The organism is Pseudomonas sp. S2_C03, assembly GCF_054668405.1.
The window spans coordinates 2050178-2065980 of the sequence record NZ_CP162766.1; the positions used below are offsets into that span (position 1 = coordinate 2050178).

Annotated in this window: 13 protein-coding genes and 3 pseudogenes; 12 read left to right on the forward strand and 4 right to left on the reverse strand. The window is 56.8% G+C overall.

Annotated elements, in window-relative coordinates; translation table 11 throughout:
* Window positions 1–57: 57 nt before the first annotated feature.
* The 3 genes from AB4N64_RS09400 to AB4N64_RS09410 all read right to left on the reverse strand — a co-directional run bounded on the left by AB4N64_RS09400 (window position 58) and on the right by AB4N64_RS09410 (window position 3177).
* Window positions 58–693, reverse strand: a complete 636-nt coding sequence (locus AB4N64_RS09400; RefSeq protein WP_460124589.1) for a LysE family translocator — start codon at window positions 691–693, stop codon at window positions 58–60.
* A 157-nt stretch (window positions 694–850) separates the two neighbouring features.
* Complete coding sequence (locus AB4N64_RS09405) at window positions 851–1540, reverse strand: B3/B4 domain-containing protein (protein WP_460124592.1); 690 nt, start codon at window positions 1538–1540, stop codon at window positions 851–853.
* Between the two features lie 176 nt (window positions 1541–1716).
* Window positions 1717–3177 (reverse strand): L-lactate permease, encoded by a 1461-nt coding sequence (locus AB4N64_RS09410; protein ID WP_460124595.1) that lies wholly within the window; start codon window positions 3175–3177, stop codon window positions 1717–1719.
* Between the two features lie 131 nt (window positions 3178–3308).
* Between AB4N64_RS09410 and AB4N64_RS09415 the strand changes: the two genes are divergently transcribed.
* Window positions 3309–3797: an Lrp/AsnC family transcriptional regulator gene (locus AB4N64_RS09415; protein ID WP_460124598.1), complete on the forward strand. Its 489-nt coding sequence runs from the start codon at window positions 3309–3311 to the stop codon at window positions 3795–3797.
* A 181-nt stretch (window positions 3798–3978) separates the two neighbouring features.
* Here AB4N64_RS09415 and AB4N64_RS09420 read toward each other — a convergent pair.
* Window positions 3979–4137, reverse strand: a pseudogene (locus tag AB4N64_RS09420) (IS30 family transposase); the annotation flags it as partial.
* Between the two features lie 553 nt (window positions 4138–4690).
* Here AB4N64_RS09420 and AB4N64_RS09425 point away from each other — a divergent pair.
* The 11 genes and pseudogenes from AB4N64_RS09425 to AB4N64_RS09475 all read left to right on the forward strand — a co-directional run.
* Window positions 4691–5002: pseudogene (locus AB4N64_RS09425) on the forward strand (transposase); the annotation flags it as partial.
* 427 nt (window positions 5003–5429) lie between these two features.
* Window positions 5430–5774, forward strand: coding sequence for a hypothetical protein (locus AB4N64_RS09430; RefSeq protein ID WP_460124601.1), 345 nt, complete (start codon window positions 5430–5432; stop codon window positions 5772–5774).
* An 818-nt stretch (window positions 5775–6592) separates the two neighbouring features.
* Window positions 6593–7714, forward strand: a complete 1122-nt coding sequence (locus AB4N64_RS09435; protein WP_460124604.1) for an AAA family ATPase — start codon at window positions 6593–6595, stop codon at window positions 7712–7714.
* The gene (locus tag AB4N64_RS09440) at window positions 7711–8145 is read left to right on the forward strand and encodes a bpX5 domain-containing protein (RefSeq protein WP_460124606.1); all 435 of its coding nucleotides are present in this window, start codon (window positions 7711–7713) and stop codon (window positions 8143–8145) included. The genes AB4N64_RS09435 and AB4N64_RS09440 overlap by 4 nt, the downstream gene beginning before the upstream one ends.
* Window positions 8145–9977 (forward strand): hypothetical protein, encoded by a 1833-nt coding sequence (locus AB4N64_RS09445; RefSeq protein WP_460124609.1) that lies wholly within the window; start codon window positions 8145–8147, stop codon window positions 9975–9977. Before AB4N64_RS09440 ends, AB4N64_RS09445 begins: the two co-directional genes overlap by 1 nt.
* Window positions 9970–10914 (forward strand): bpX6 domain-containing protein, encoded by a 945-nt coding sequence (locus tag AB4N64_RS09450; protein WP_460124612.1) that lies wholly within the window; start codon window positions 9970–9972, stop codon window positions 10912–10914. Before AB4N64_RS09445 ends, AB4N64_RS09450 begins: the two co-directional genes overlap by 8 nt.
* Window positions 10911–12884 (forward strand): hypothetical protein, encoded by a 1974-nt coding sequence (locus AB4N64_RS09455; protein ID WP_460124614.1) that lies wholly within the window; start codon window positions 10911–10913, stop codon window positions 12882–12884. The genes AB4N64_RS09450 and AB4N64_RS09455 overlap by 4 nt, the downstream gene beginning before the upstream one ends.
* A 71-nt stretch (window positions 12885–12955) precedes the next feature.
* Window positions 12956–13225, forward strand: coding sequence for a hypothetical protein (locus tag AB4N64_RS09460; RefSeq protein ID WP_460124617.1), 270 nt, complete (start codon window positions 12956–12958; stop codon window positions 13223–13225).
* A 157-nt stretch (window positions 13226–13382) separates the two neighbouring features.
* Window positions 13383–13823 carry a DUF6990 domain-containing protein gene (locus AB4N64_RS09465; protein WP_460126688.1) on the forward strand — a complete coding sequence of 147 codons (441 nt, stop codon included), beginning with the start codon at window positions 13383–13385 and terminating at the stop codon, window positions 13821–13823.
* A gap of 69 nt (window positions 13824–13892) precedes the next feature.
* Window positions 13893–14677, forward strand: a pseudogene (locus AB4N64_RS09470) (transposase); the annotation flags it as partial.
* A 716-nt stretch (window positions 14678–15393) separates the two neighbouring features.
* Window positions 15394–15609 carry a hypothetical protein gene (locus AB4N64_RS09475; protein ID WP_460124620.1) on the forward strand — a complete coding sequence of 72 codons (216 nt, stop codon included), beginning with the start codon at window positions 15394–15396 and terminating at the stop codon, window positions 15607–15609.
* Window positions 15610–15803: the final 194 nt, after the last annotated feature.

A 15803-nucleotide genomic window follows, 5' to 3' on the forward strand; every position in this document is an offset into this window, starting at 1 on the left:
ATTGATTGATGTTAACGCCTGACATTACTTGCCAGGACCTGCCTGCACCCATCACGCTCATGAACGGCTAAGCAGCAGCTTTATGCCTGCGACGCCGAATACCAATGCCAGCGTTCCCTCGATGCCTCGGCGTGCAAGTCGATATGCCTTGACCAACGGTGCCGTTGAGAAAAGCAAGGCGTATCCACAAAAAATGGTGACGCTTAATACACCACAAGAAGCCAGGGTAATCGCAACAGTCGTCGTCGATGCTTGCGGCCCCAATCCTAACGTCATTGTGGCGACCCAACCGAGCAAAGCCTTGGGATTGGTCAAGTGCATCATCAATCCCTGCTTGTACAGCTTGAGTCCCGAAACTTTGGGCGCAGTCGCTGACTTTTTACTCAAGTGCTCGTCCGTAACCATGGCGGAACGAGCAGCCTTGATGGCGAGAAAAAGAAGGTAAGCTCCGCCTAGAATCTTGAGCGCGATGATGGCCTGGGCATAGGTCGTCAAGACGGCCGAGATACCTGTTGCCGCCATTCCTCCCCAAAAGAACGAGCCGCTGATAACACCGAATGCAAGCATCAGGGCTGGGCGCCGCCCCTGATGCATTGCCACCCCCATGATTCGCATGTTGCTGGGCCCCGGGCTGGCCGCACCGATGACGTAGACGGTCAGCACAAGCAGCAGATGGTTGAAGTCGAACGGCATTCTTGAGGTTTCTCACATGTGATCAAGTCAATGTTCGTTGACCTGATTCGACTTCAAATCGCCGCACAAGATCAAGCACATTACGCGTCGAGGCATCAGTCGTCAGTAACGAGGCTAAGTGTAAAAGCGCCAAGACCCCCAGACATTGTTGTTGCGGTCAGTAGAACTCAATCAGCTGCGACTCAATTTTGGCCCCTGGCATCATCTGCTGAAGTCCGTTGCTCAGCTCATTTCCAGCAGCTCTCAGGGCCTCCAGGGGCATTTCAGGAAGGCTCTCAAGAATAAACCACATCCGCTTGGCGTTTGAGTCCAGCCGCGTCCGGGTGCCCTGACGCCAGTTCCAGCGTCGGCAAGTCACGCCGTGGTCATCTCGCCAAATGACTTCTCCCTTTTCTGGAGACTCGTTGGCTGCACGGCCATCCTTGGTTGTGTCAAACAGCTCAGTGCCATCGGCAATGGTCAAACGGGGAGCACCGACGTAAGCATCAAAATTTTCTCCGCCAACGGGTAGGGCGTACTTGATGCTGATGGCGTTGTACAAGTCGACGATGGGATCGATGCTGGGAAGGCTGCCATCTCGCAATACACGCTTACGCAACGCCTCGCCGGAGCACGGAGTACGCTGTGGTTTGGCGCCGAATTGCCTGAATGTATCGGCCCACGCCGCCAAATGACGCTCGGCCCAAGCCGGGGTGTCAGCGACCAGCGACTCGCACACCTTTTCAAGTGCGATTGCAGCAACCTGAGGGTGCTCGATCGGCGAAGCGCCGACGCAGATACTCAGGGCTCGGAAACCGGGTGCAATTTCAGCAATTTGGGGATCAAGAACCGGAGCGACAAACGACATTCTGGCCTCCAAGGCTAACTACCTCCGCAGTAAGGGTGATTACGGCGTCGATTTTTAACCCTTCAGGACCATTAGATCTAATGATTTAACGTCATGGTGCATAAGTAATGCTTATTCAGTTAACCAGCGAGCATGGGCGCTGGAACCATTGGGGCCATCTGCCTGCCAATCACCTGCTATCCAAACCATCCACTCAGCAACGCTGCACCCGACGCGACCAATGCGGTATTGAGACAGACCAGCATGAAGCCAAACCTGACCAGTTCGCCTTCCTCCTTGGCCTGGGTTTCAGCAAGTCCCAGGATCAGCATGACGACCGACAGCGAGCCCAGTGCTGCATGCCCTGCCGAGCTGTTCTGGACTGCCGCCAACAATAGGCGAGAGGATTCGGGCAACATCGCGATGGCCGGCATGAAGATCGCGTTGCCGCCAACATTAGACCCGGTCATGTAGCCTGACAGCGCGCCAAACATGGCAACCAGCGACGTCGCGGCGGTGGACGACAGGCCCGCCAGCAGTTGCATCAAACCCGTGAGGAAGCCGGCCTTCACCATCATCTGCGACATCGCGAGAAAGAAGAAAATGGTCAACAAGGGCCGCTTCGCCCGCGCCACCAGCGCAGCAGGCATGTTGATGTCGAGTGCTGTCTGGCGTTGTGCGTTGCGCGCGTGAAACCCTAGCCCGATCAGCACCAGAACCAAGGCCAGGCCGGGTGAGGCGAGGGGCTTCCAGGTGACCTGGGCGCCCTGTACAACCCAGTGATCCTGCCAGGAGGTGATCGTCCACACCATCTTCAACGCGACAATGCAGAAGATCAGCACCAGGTAAGGCCATGCCTGACGCGGCCATTGCACCGCACCGTGCTCGCTATCGTTGCGGCGCAGGCGCCACAGCCCGGTGGAGAGTACCGCTGCTGCCGTCACCAGGCCCGCGGCAACCCCGGCCACTTCCGGCCCCAGCCACCGACTGGCACTGTAAAGCACGCCCACAAACAGCAGCCAGAAAACGCCCAACGCCCTCCATTCCCGCGAGTCGCGAACGCTGGCTAGATAAAGCGCGATTGCACTGAGGGCCAAAAAAACCGGTGCGCTGGTCAGTGCCGAGGTCGATGCCAGCGCGGGTGCATCCAGGTGAACCAGTGAAGCGCCGATGACAGATGCCAAGCCCAACGTTCCCCAAGGCATGATTGCCATGCCGGTCAATGCTATTCGTAGCGCGACCCGACGTTCGAACAGACTGAGCAGCAGGGGCACCGTAGCGATCAACGACACGCCGAAGCCGGTCATCGCTTCGAGCAACGGTGCCAGTCCAAGGACGATAAACAACACTTGATCGCCGCGTCCAAGCCCCAGCGACCGCACCCATTGGCTAAGCGCCTGGTTGACGCCCATGCGCTCAATAAAAATCACGAAGACCAGGCCGGGAACGATCACGAACGCCGTACTTGCAAACAGCACGGCCGTATCCTGAGCCGCGGCCAACATACTGCCTGGGCGCCACGCGTCGGCAGCGCCGGCGAGCCAGAGCACCATGACCGATAGAGTGCCCGCAATGGCGGCGTGGACGGGGGGCCGACGCAGCACGACGAGCATGGCTGTCACCAACAGGACGGGGGAAAGATGGAACAGTGCGAGCATGCCAGTAAATCCTGTGTGTGTTTCCGATCAAGGCTGCGAATGCAGACTGCTGGCGAGATAATATTTCTCCTGACTCGATAAAGGGCCGCAGTTTTCTGGTAGTTTTCGAGAAAATTTCTCGCGGGTCGACTATGGCAAAGAACAACGCTGCACCTGAATTGCTGGACAATTTCGACCGGGCCATCCTCGATCTCATCCAGCGCGACAACACGATGCCGCTGCGCCTTGTGGCCGAGCAGGTCAATCTTTCCACGGCCGCCGTTCAGCGCCGCATCAAGCGAATGGAAGAGGGGGGAGTCATCACAGGCAACGTCGCCGTCGTGGATCCGACCGCTGTAGGACGGCCGATCACGATCATTGTGGAAGTGATGGCAGAGCGCACCAGTATCGAGGCGCTGGAGGCGATGAAGGCACACTTCGCGGTGCCCGAAGTTCAGCAGTGCTACTACGTCACCGGCGAAGTGGATTTCGTCCTGGTGTTAACCGTTGCCAGCATGAAGGAATACCAGGCTTTGGCGCGGCGATTGTTTGCCGAAAATTCCAACGTCACCTGGTTCAAGACAATCGTGGCGCTTGACCGTGTGAAAGTCGGGCTTGATGTGCCGAGCGTGCTGGGGTAACCGCTTATGCAACAGCGTCTTGCGGATTCTGAATGCTGAAATTAAAGAGCGAGGAATCGGTAGGTCTCACGGCGATCAACGCGTCACCATGGTTTCAACAATCGGCTGTCGCTGGTAGAGTTTGAAAAGCGTTACGCAATGAGCTTGCAAGGTGTCTAGAGGATCCGGGGCGATTCACAGCGGGTCTGATACCGCCTGTTTCCGCCAAGACGCGCTGTATCGATGAATGGTTTCGATCAAATAGTTGGGCTATGTGCTGGAGAGAGTCGCCTTTCTGCCAGTGATCCCACATCAGCTTTTTCTGGCTTTCGGTGTAATAGATCCGCGGTCTCTGCTTCATCTGCAACACTCCTTCTGCTTATACAGAATTTAGTTGTGTTGCATCGACCGGTTGAATCCACAGCCCAGAGTGTGTCAAAACCCTTGTTAGCCACGTTCACCCGGAGTGTTTCGCTCTACTCAGCCCTAGTCAGACATCAGTTGCTCAGATTCAGTATAAAATTTCGACGATCAGAAGGCACGCCGACAGCGTGGGCTAGAGGCTAGAAATCTGGGGGTTGGATGATTGCAGGCAACGTTTCATATCTTTGTCCGGTTTGTGGATACGCCGGGCTTGAAGATCCTCCATACGACGGCGTTGGTTGCTCTTCGTTTGACATCTGCCCGTCCTGCGGTACACAGTTTGGCTACGATGACGCGACATCTGCTCATGCTGATCTGCGGAGATTATGGATCTCTAATGGAATGCTTTGGTGGAGCAAAGCTCAAGCGTCACCGAGTGGTTGGGACCCGGTAAGGCAACTACAGTCGGTCGAAAAAGGCATTAATGTCTGAACATAACGCAACCGTTAGCCCTGCGATGATTTCTGAGAATTTCATCGAAGGGATCGCCCATCAAGCGCTTTATCCAAGGTGAACATCGAGGCCAAGGCACCTTACTTCCCGAGAGCCTCGACGACTACGTCAGCGATACCAATCCGGTGCGCGTAGTCGACGTCTTTGTCGACGAACTCGACCTGGTCAATCTGGGTTTTGAAGGTGCCATTCCAGCCGACACTGGCCGGCCTGCTTACCACCTCGCGATCCTGCTGAAAATCTACATTTACGGCTATCTCAACCGCATCCAGTCGAGCCGACGCCTGGAGCGAGAAGCCCAACGCAACGTCGAACTGATGTGGTTGACCGGACGTTTGATGCCGGATTTCAATAAATGTCCGCTGCTGGCCGATCTCTTGCTGTGACGAGAGGCAGAAACCGGCCAAGGCCGGACGTTTGGAGAGCGGGATCATGACAAACAGCAACGAGCCGGAATACTGCACAATCTGCAGATGCTTACTCGACAACCCGGCAGATCCGCTATCAGGTAATTGCGGCGGAGATTGCTGGGGATGCATAGGCGCCATCGAGGCGGAAATGGGATGCGCAGAGTCGCTCACCTACGTACGCAAAGAATTCGAGGCAGGACTTAGGCCTGGCTGGATCGATCCATTCAAACCCTGATTTGGACGCTGCATTAAAACCATTTGGGGTCGTTTTCTGCCTGTCGTGACCGGCTCAAAACGACCCATTTGCTGCCAGTCGCAACAGTTGCTGGTCTAGCGTGGAGATGTTTGCCAGCCTATTGTGCTCACCATGTACCACAAAAAATGGGGTCCAATGATGAGGGCAAAACGCTATCGAGTTCGCTTAATGTTCGAATGGGGCGGCGGTTGCCTTTGGTGTGGAAACAATAATACCCGGGAGAAATTTTCTGCAGGGCCTATTGAAGAGAGGCTACCACTCAGTAACGAAGTCCAGGCAATGCTTAACGAGCTTTCACAGTGGCATGACACCTCGCTGAACTGGGACTCTCCACCTGACCCCGGCCCTTGGGGTGCAGACGATTACGCAAGATTTGACGTGGCCGCCGCTAAATTACTGAAATCCATTCAACAAGAATTGGGTGAAGAATTCGAGGTAGTGTACGAAAAACTTTAGCTTACAGGTGTGAGCCTTCGACCTGATCTGATAACGAAAGGATGCAGCTGTAGATCGGTAGCCCACCTCCGCAACAGGCCGCAAATAGCCTAGTGTTCTCCACCACATCGGGCCACCACAATCGAAAGCAGACATTTCAGCTTCTTGGTCAATAGGCGGCCCCCGCCAGTCCTACAATCGAGACGGCGGTTCGTTTCCAGCTTTGATCTTTGAAAAGACATGGTCTGGATCTGTCTGGCACCAATATCTGAACAGAAGCATAGGTTCGGTATCCCGAAAATACTGACTCAGGATGCTCTCGGCGGGGATTAGCAATTTAGTTTCTGGCCATTGCTGAGCGATAACACCTATATGTTTGCCAGACGAACAAATAATCCACGTCGCCTTGCCTCCACTGAGGCCAGGCAGGTAACCCATAGCTTGGATCGCTTCGAACAAAGCACCCATTGTTACTGCTGGATCAAGCCTGATTGATGTCCTGTGACTTTCCAAATCATCCCCTGCAGCACGCTATCCCGATCAATTTCAATGACCAACATGGATGTTCCTTGTTTGCGTTGTGTGGTTACTAGAATGCCAGCGTTGGGATGCCAGCATCTACCCGTGCACAGTCCGCTTCTGGCCGATTTCTGCCGGTCACCAAGAGTCGCAATCGACCCAAGCCGACGCTCACAGCGGGACATCGCAGCGTTGGTTACGCAAACAAAGGACTCCCACATGGAAAATGATGACAAATAGCCACTTATGTCTCTAGTTGACTTGTGACAGAGCCATTCAGTCAGGCAAGATTCACGGCTCCAGTTTCAGGGAAGATGCCCATGATTGCTTCATTGCAGAGCGCTGCTGCGCAAATTCGCCAGGCCGTTCGTGTAGCCACCGAAGGCTTGGTGGGGCGCGAACAGTTGGCCGAGCTGATTGTTCTGGCCGCCGTTGCCCAGGAGCACATCCTGGTGATCGGCCCGCCGGGCACAGCCAAAAGCGCAGTGGTGCGGCGGGTTGCGCAATCCATGGGGGGGCGCTATTTCGAATACCTGCTGGGCCGTTTTACCGAGCCTTCGGAGCTGTTTGGCGCGGTGGACCTGAAAAAACTGCGCGAAGGTACGGTGGAAACTGATGTCAGCGGCATGCTTCCAGAAGCCGATATTGTGTTTCTCGACGAAGTCTTCCTCGGTTCTACGGCGATCCTCAATACGCTACTGGGAGTGCTCAACGAGCGACGCTTTCGTCGAGGCCATACTCAGATCCAATGCCCGCTGCGGGTCTGTGTCGGGGCGGCCAATGGCCTACCGGACGACGAAGCCTTGGCGGCATTTGGCGACCGATTCCTACTGCACCTGTTTGTCGAATCGGTGCCAGATAGTCAGCTGGAAGCAATGCTGGCGGGTGGTTGGCAGTCCGAGCAACGGCCGGTTCAGCAGTTGCTTGGCTTGAGTCAGCTGGACACCCTCGGTCAGGCCCTGAAAAATGTCGATCTCACTCTGGTTCGCCCCTCATTGGCCCAAGCGATCCGCCGTTTGCGTGAGGCCGGTATCCAGTTGTCGGACCGACGCATTGTCAAATCCCAACGGCTGATCGCTGCTGCAGCTTTGCTCGGTGGGCGTATTGAGGCCAGCGAAGCGGACCTGTGGCCGCTGTTGTATGTGTTGCCGACCAAAGAAACCCAGCAGCATGGCCGCGAGGTTCTGCGTGAGATCTTCGCGCAGTCCACCAACAGCCATTTGTTCAGTGCCGTGGAGGAGGCGACCTTGCAGCCGATGTCGCGACTCAATCGCCTGCTGGAAACAGCCGAGGAATACCTGGCACGCACCGAGCCGCCGGCAAGCCCCTTACTGGAAGGCCTGCTGCGGGAGATCGATGCCAACTTCAATAGCCAGACCATGCCGGCGCGGTTGCAGGAAGTGCGTGGGCTAATGACCCGCCTGTTGACGTCCGCTGCATGAGTGTCTCAGCAATGGGCTGGGCCTGGCGGCCCCGGCAGGTGCCTGCCGAACCGCAGGCCGCCGTGGCCTGGGGCGATGCCGCGCGGCGCCTGCATGCACGGTTGTTACTGATGCCCTTAGAGCAGGTAGCACGTCTGCAAGCCACGGCCAATCGCGACGTGCTGGTGGTGTCGGGTGTTGCCAGCGATCTGCCCTGGGTCGACGGTGTCGAATACGCCTCGGCGGATGAACGTGCGCCGGGGCTGTGGTTGCCCACCAGTTGGGAGCCCGAGGTGCCGACCGATCTGGTGTGCCAGGCGTTGTCGACGGGATTTTTACGTTCACCGCTGTTGCTGTGGCGCGACCCGCCGGTGGTGGTTCCCCTCGATCGACAACTTCCGGTAACCCTGCAGCATTTGCAGCGAATCGATGCGTATTGGGCGGGACGCTGATGCAGTTACCTGAATCCTTGCACCCCTGGCGCCAATGGCTGGAATGGTTTGCCCCCGAGCAATGGCCGCTGTTCGCCGACCTGCTGGGCCGTCTCAACCCGATGCTGGGTCCATTGCGCGGTCTGCAACAAGGTGGCGTGCCCGAGCCCGATGGCCTGGGCGACCTGCGACGCCGTGGTCCCTATGAACGGCTGTTGTCCAGCGAATGGCTGCTAGCCGATGAGGTGCCCGAAGAATTCCTGCGCCGGGCGGTGGTGGGTGAGCATATGTTCATCGTGCCGCAGTACCGCGGACGCCAGGCCAACCGCATGATCGTCGTCTTGTTTGATGCCGGCCCCTTGCAATTGGGCGCAGCGCGTCTGGTTCACCTCGCTTTGCTGATGTTGCTCGCGCGGCGCGCTCAGGAGGCCGGTGCCGAGTTGCGGTGGGGCATTCTGCAAAACGCGCCTCGGCTCCATGAACTCGACACCTCGTCGCAACTCAAGCGCCTGCTCAATGCCCGCACCTATCAGTTGGTGGGCGATGAACACTGGCATGCCTGGCGCGCCTGGCTGGCCGAACAGCAACACAATGCCGGGGAATGCTGGATCGTTGGTCAGCGTTTACCCAAGACCGACAGCCAGTCGTGCACCCACCGGGTTCAGGTACATCGTAGCCTTGACGGGCAGAAACTGTCCTTTGAATTGCAGGCAGCGACCACCCGGCTTGTGTCGCTGCCGATCCCCGACGAGCGTTTGGCCTTGCAGTTGCTTAAAGGTCAGTTTGACGGTGAGGTGGTGGTAGCGCCATCGCTTAAAGGCAGTGTGCCGCGCGTCTCCTTGACCTTGCCGCCGGTCATCTCCAGTGCGGGTACCCATATCGCGCTGAGAATACTCGACGAGGCTGGCATGGTGGTGATCAAACTGCCGGCTGAAAACCAGAAAAAACCCTTGGAAATCCGCCGCAGTCTTTGGAGTGCCGGGCGGGTGCCACTGACCGTAACCTTTTTAAGCCGCACCCTCGGCGCGGTGTTGAGCTACGAGCAGCAGCTGTCGTTCTGGAATATGCCCGGTCTGACACCAATCCATAAGCCCAGCCGCGAAGAGCTGCAACTACCGCCCGGCACCGCGACACTGTTACCCGCAGCCTGGTTGCGCGGCGGCTCGGTCGGCCGCCTGTTTCTGCTGGATACCCAGGGTCATCTGGCCTTTTGGGTGGTGGAAACCGGAAAATCTCCCACCCTGCCAGCGACCGGGAAAACCCACCGTTTGGCGGATAGGGTCCTGGGTCTGGCCAAGGTCGATAAGGACGTGGTGGCCTATGTGCAGAATGACGGCGGTCGTTTGTATGCCCATTCGGTCGGCGCCGACGGGATCGGATCACGCGCCCACGTGCTCGGCGTCGCCGAAGGTGTGAGCCAGGTTCTGTTTGCCGCCAGTCCACTGTGGCGCCGGTCTTTCGGTGGCTGTGCGTTGCTCTCTGTCGACAATGGCAGCGAGAGCTGGCGGGTGATCTCGGCCACTGGTCGCCCGGTGCAGATGGAACGGATCGATCTGGCCAGCCGCTGGAAGGGTTTGGGTTTGCTGCTGCAAGAGGGTGATGACCACTATTCCCTGGTATTGCTCAGCCCCAATCAGCAAATTATCGCCCTGTATTGCGAAGGGCAGCAGCGTGTATTGTTCACGACCTCCCATGCCATTTCCAGGGTCAGTTTCTGCCCCATGAGCGGCCTGGTCGCAGCCTTGACCAGCGCCCGAGAGTTGCTGGTGTACTCGGTTCCCATGCGCACCATGCGCCTGCAAGTGTTCTGTAACCAGATACCGGAAAAACACAAGGAAGGCGCCGATGCTTGAGCACGACGCAGCATTAATTCGCCGCCCGGTGCTTACCGGTCATCAACAGATTGAAGGGGTGTGGTTTTCCCTCGAGCGCTTTGACGAGTGCGAGCGTGCGCACTTGATCCTCGATCAGTGGCAAACCGGCGCCAGCGTCTATCGCTTCGCCGACGGCGACTTGCTGCGTTTTCGCCAGTCAGTATCGGTTCAGTGCGAAGCGCTGATCGGGTGGCCTCTGATCCGTCAGGGCCGTGCCTTGTGTTCTGCCCTGCTGGCCCCGCAAGAGATGCGCAGCTTGCCCGCCGCCGATGTCTGGCTGGTACGCGGTAGTCACGTCAGCGCGTTGCAACTGCGCGATGCTGCGCCGCTTGCGCCAGGTCAGTGGATCGACGTCAGCGGTTACACCATGCTGGACACTTATGACTGTCGCAGCACGCTGCCGGAACCGGTGCTTGAACCTCTGGCGGTGCCAACCGATGTGCGGGAAATCCTTGGTGGTGCGCTGGGGCCGGTCAGCCCTGAGCGGGAAGGAGTGATGCAAGCGCTGCTGGAACGCCAGCGCCATGCGCAAAATAACCTGCCCCCTCCTCAAGTCAGCACGCCAAAGAACAATGCCTGGAAGAATACCGAAGACCCATCAATGCCTTGGCTGAAACTCGGCGTGACCTTGCTGTTGCTGGTGGCCTTGTTTTGGATGGGGTCCCAGGGCAAAAATAATGGCTTACCCAAATTGCCGGCGAGTCCAGTGGCGCCCGTATCGTTTGAATTCAGCGGTGTGCTGGTGGGGACGGTGATCGGTTCGGTGTTGTTCACGCTGTTGTTGATGGGCGCGCGCAAACTTCTGCGTCGTGCAGCGCCTGTGCAAGGGGGGCGCCACGGAAACCGGCGCAGCCGCCGCTTGCACCGCGTGCCACGCGCGTTCAACACAAGCCCGCCACCTGGCGTCGCTGGTTGACCCGCCTGACCCTCCATTCGCGCCTGTCCGGGTTGTATGGAAAGCGTCAGGCCGCTTATATGCGGCGCATGCTGGAGATGTTCGAAAACGGCGATCTGGAAGAAGCCCTGCGCCACGCCATTCCTCTGGGCAATGGGCAAAGCAGCGGTGAGCAGGAGTTTGGTACTCCACAGCGGCGTCAGGAACTGGCGATCAATCAGCACCGTGGGCCCAGTCGCTCGATGATGTTCGAGGAAGATCTGGAGTCCCACCTACGGCAAATCTACCGGCAGACGTTTGAACGTCTGGACCGCGAAGGCCGGGTCGAAGAGGCGGTGTTTGTCCTCGCCGAACTGCTCAAGGTGCGCCAGGAATCCCTCGATTACCTGGAAAAACACGGCCGTCACCAGCAAGCGGCCGATCTTGCCCTCGCATGGGATATGCCGTCAGCGATGATCGTGCGTCTGCTGTGCCTGGCCGACAACTGGCAGCGTGCGTTGCTGGTAGCCCGTCGTGACGATGCCTTTGGTGACGCGGTGGTGATGCTTCAGGAAAGGTGGCCCGAGAGTGCCGACCGTCTGCGCCTGGAATGGGCCGAAGCCTTGACCGGCAAGGGCCTCTGGCTGCAAGCCGTGGACGTGATCTGGAGTCTGCCTGCCGAGCGCGAGCGGGCCGCGCAATGGTTGCTCAATGCCGAAGTCGCCGGAGGACGGCTGGCCATCGGAGCGCTGGTCAAACGGGCGATTTTACTGCCCAATACCCTGGCGGCCTACGGGGCTTGGGTCGAGCAGCTACGGGATGATCCCCAGCGCTTCGCCGAGCGTGCCGCCCTGGCCGAAACGTTGTTGCTGCACAAGAATCAGGCGGGCGCATTGGCCTGGCTCACCGGCGCCACGGTACACGCTATTGTCGCCGATCAGGCCTGCGGCCACGGGCGGTTGACCCAGAATCAGCTGCAAGCGCTGGTCAAAATGAGCAAGGACAAACTGCTGCAAGCCGACCTGCCGGGCCAGGCGCTGCCGCGTCCCGCTGGCCTGTCGCTGCAGAGTGTCGACTCGACCCTTGAATGGACGGCGCCGGAGATGGGAAGTCGGGCCATTTTCGATGCGGTGCCGCTGGAAGATACACGTTACTTAGTGGCCCTGGGTGAGGTCGGGGCGGTGGTGATCGACGCAGCCGGCAAGCCGCTCTTCCATTTCCCGATACCTGCTGAGGCGATCGTCCTGGCCAATAGTCGGCAGATGGCGCTGGTTCTGGCCCGACGCGATGACGTGTGGCGAATCAGCAAACTGGACCTGGTCAACCGCACCGCGACGGATCTGGGCGTGCTGATGCTGGACATTTTCGCCAAGTCATTCGATGGTACGGCGTGGACCATCGGCCGCGGGCATCAGTTGCGGGTGGTGGATGTTGACCGCGGGTTTGAAACCCTGTGGCATGTCAGTGATTTGCCTGGCCGGATCGTGAGCTTGAAGGACGATGCGCAGAGCGAATGCCTGTGGTTATTCTCTCCTCAGGAGGGCAGCCAGCTTTGGCACTACCGTCTGCCTGAACGTCGGCTGGTCAGCCGTGAGCCGATGCCCGCCAGGGTTCATGAGGACGGCTACCAGCTGTTCAGTGCATCCAGCGAAGTCACTGAATTCCGGATTAAATCCGAGAGAGAGGACGATCCAATCCTTGTGCTGGAGCAGCGCGGCAGTCGCAAGGGCTACCGTTTGCCCGGCTGCGTTGAAGGGTTTGCCTATGAGGATCCCGTACGTCTGTTTCTCTACGAACGCTGGCTGTTGATCGGCTATATCGTCTCCGACCAGGACACACGCTGGCATTTCATCCACCGCAGTAGTGACCGCCTCTGCGCTGCACTGCAATGGCCGCTGCAAGATGTGCAAGCGCGTTGCCTGGGCGCCGATTGGTTGCTGTTCGACCACCAGGGCCGCTTGAGCCATATCAATGTCGATGATGCCAGCCAGCGCAACATGTCCCTCAACTGAACAGATCCGGCATCAGTTTATTTAACCCCGCGAGCCCCTTGCACACTCGCTTTGATACTGAGAGCTCGTTTATGCAGTCTGACCAGACTAGGCTACTCGCGCTTGGGCTACTTGAGATCAAGACATTGCTTGCTGATTACCTGGGCAGCGAAGTAGATGCCCCAATGAGCGTCCGTATCGCGGCTCACATGGCGTATGCACTCCACAATGAGGCTGAGGCTGCGTACAGCAACGCTGATTTCCATCTTGGTCACACAATCATGAAAATCGCTGCGATCGATCAGATTCTTGGTGTCACGGATGGTGCCGCGTTTTTGAGCAGGTTTAACGTCGAAGCCTAAGTGTATTCCGGATAGCGTTTAACCCAGATGGCTGCTTTTGGCCGATTCTGTTGAAAAAGTAGGTCTCCTGCAGATCTATAGCGCGCGACCAGCTAAAGCAGGTTGGCTAGAAAGCGCCCGCTTGAGAGCCTAAGAAACCAGTATCATCCGACCGACTATAGGGAAGCGCTCGGATCATTTTAGAGTTTCGTTCACGCCCTCCATCTCCTCGACAGCGTTTTCGGATGCTGTCGCGTTCATCATTGGGGAGGGAAAATATTTTTCACCTGTCATCGTAAGCAACGAAACGCCCCAGAAGTTAGAGACCATTGGCGCTGACGATGTAGTCGAGCTATCTGACAGGGCGCTATCTTGGGCTCAGAATCAAGATATAGATGCGAGTCTGGCGCTCTACAGGTCTTTACCTACAGACGCCAAAGGAGCAATGCCACTCAGGCATCTAGCTGCACTAGCAATTGCGCAAGATGTCGATCAGTTAGAGGATTACAAAAAAAGCTTTAAAAAGGGCGAAAGGCTGGGGTTCGTCCCATACATCACCGTTGAAATGATTGAGCGCTCGCTGCTGATTGCGCGGGGAACCGCTCCCAAGGTTAACTGATTCCCTGAGTAGCTCCATGGACTGATCTGCGGCAAAATCACTCCATCGGCCAGCGGGAGAGTACGCAGCATGATGGGGCAGTTATCGAGTGGGCAGGATCAGCTGTTTTACTCGTTCAACCTTGAAGACCACATCCCAAAAAACCATCTTCTGCGCAGCATTGATCGGTGCCTCGATCTGAGCGACCTGCGCCACTACCTCGCCGATTTCTATAGCCCTATTGGGCGTCCTTCGATTGATCTTGAACTGATGATCCGCATGCTAGTCGTGGGCTGTTGCTATGGCATTCGCTCCGAACGGCGCTTGTGTGAAGAGGCTCATTTGAACTTGGCGTATCGCTGGTTCTGCCGGTTGAGCCTTGAGGATGAAGTGCCTAATCACTCTACGTTTTCCAAGAATCGACACGGCCGTTTCCGGGACAGCGATCTGTTTCGCTGGTTTTTTGATGAAGTGCTGCATCGCTGCATGGACGCGGGTCTGGTCAAGGGCGAAGGCTTTGCCGTGGACGCCAGCATCATCAAGGCGGACGCGAGTTGGCAACGTGGAGCGTCTAACGATGAAGAGATCAACTGCGCGACCCGTCTCTGAGCACTCGTGCTGTCCGTGAATACCTCGAAGCACTCGATGAGGAGGCGCTCGCTGAAGCTCTTCCCAAGCGCTTATCGCTGACTGATCCTTTAGCCCGTTGGACGGCCGCCCCGGGTGGCTCAGCGTTTTTCGCCTATTCCACGAACTACCTGATTGATGTCGAGCATGGCGTGATCATGGATGTAGAACCCACACCGGCTCATCGAACGGCCGAGGTCGAGAGCACCAAAACCATGATTGATCGAGTCGAAGAGTTGTTCGACATTCCGGTAGATCAACCTGATTCCCTGGTAGCGGCGCCTGTAGTGATTGATCACTGTGCAGTTGGGTGTCCGGCTGGGCAGGATTGCAAGCCAGCGCTATGCCTCTTGAACAGGCGCAACGGTACGCCAATGGATTTCTAGAGTCAGGGGCTAACGTTCCACCAGCGCAAACAATCAATATCGAGTGATAAGCTAGTTAAAATTGTACCAATCGGAACATCTCAGTCCGCGACGACTCGTTATTGGACAACCGTATCAGCCCTAAATGCCTAAATGAAAAACTCCTCTCAATTGGGTGCGCTATTCGGATTGCCTCCTAGTACAGTGAGTGCCAGTTCGTTTGATATTTATCAAATCACACTGAGGGATACAGCTACGGTTTTCAAAGTACAATTGCGGTTACGAAAAAACTCTGTAAAAGGCGTGACGCAGTGGAGCTGTGTTGGAAGTAATCGTTCCAAATCGATCACTGTTTACATCGGCTGAATTTGTTGGGAGATTAGTGTTTATTAAAAGGAGGGTGATGTGAGAAAGCTGGTTAGAAGAAATAAGGATGGGCGGTTGACTGAAATTGATCGCAAGGCGCTTCGGAGGGAAGGTGAAGCATTGATGAATTATATTATGGTTGCAGACCCTGCGGAGGAGATTCGATACTCGTATCAAAAAAACTAATGCCGTTTATTAATAATATGTTGGTTGAAATTTTGGACTTCCCCTGCATGGATGAACCATACAATGTATGGCTTATGATGGGTGGTCTGGAGCCGGAACTTCCCGAAGGAATTCGAGAAATGTATTTTCGGTTTATTAACCGTGTACGAGGCGAGCCAAGCCTCTCTAGCGCTTCTGTCATTGAGTATGGTCAATACGTGCCTGGAGCTAGCGAAGAAATAAAAGACGGTGATCGGTATGAGTGGGTGGAGTTTGAAGATTAGGCTGTAGGTGGGTAGGTCATTTTGCGTGAGAGTTGGCGACAGAATAAGTCTGTCACATTTTTGACGTCGGAGATGTAAAAACTATCAGCCTCGTGACGAGTGTCCCTGCGGTGTAAAAGGGATTTATCTATTGCTCACGCCATAAAACGGGTGCCCCAAAGGTCGCCTGGTTCATTCACCCCGCAGCCGCCGAC

Excerpts from the sequence above, each read along its gene's own strand:
- AB4N64_RS09475 (WP_460124620.1), top strand. The coding sequence starts at position 15,394 with ATGGATGAACCATACAATGTATGGCTTATGATGGGTGGTCTGGAGCCG.
- AB4N64_RS09440 (WP_460124606.1), top strand. The coding sequence starts at position 7,711 with ATGAGTGTCTCAGCAATGGGCTGGGCCTGGCGGCCCCGGCAGGTGCCT.
- AB4N64_RS09415 (WP_460124598.1), top strand. The coding sequence starts at position 3,309 with ATGGCAAAGAACAACGCTGCACCTGAATTGCTGGACAATTTCGACCGG.
- AB4N64_RS09430 (WP_460124601.1), top strand. The coding sequence starts at position 5,430 with ATGTACCACAAAAAATGGGGTCCAATGATGAGGGCAAAACGCTATCGA.
- AB4N64_RS09400 (WP_460124589.1), bottom strand. The coding sequence starts at position 693 with ATGCCGTTCGACTTCAACCATCTGCTGCTTGTGCTGACCGTCTACGTC.
- AB4N64_RS09450 (WP_460124612.1), top strand. The coding sequence starts at position 9,970 with ATGCTTGAGCACGACGCAGCATTAATTCGCCGCCCGGTGCTTACCGGT.
- AB4N64_RS09445 (WP_460124609.1), top strand. The coding sequence starts at position 8,145 with ATGCAGTTACCTGAATCCTTGCACCCCTGGCGCCAATGGCTGGAATGG.
- AB4N64_RS09460 (WP_460124617.1), top strand. The coding sequence starts at position 12,956 with ATGCAGTCTGACCAGACTAGGCTACTCGCGCTTGGGCTACTTGAGATC.
- AB4N64_RS09435 (WP_460124604.1), top strand. The coding sequence starts at position 6,593 with ATGATTGCTTCATTGCAGAGCGCTGCTGCGCAAATTCGCCAGGCCGTT.
- AB4N64_RS09405 (WP_460124592.1), bottom strand. The coding sequence starts at position 1,540 with ATGTCGTTTGTCGCTCCGGTTCTTGATCCCCAAATTGCTGAAATTGCA.
- AB4N64_RS09410 (WP_460124595.1), bottom strand. The coding sequence starts at position 3,177 with ATGCTCGCACTGTTCCATCTTTCCCCCGTCCTGTTGGTGACAGCCATG.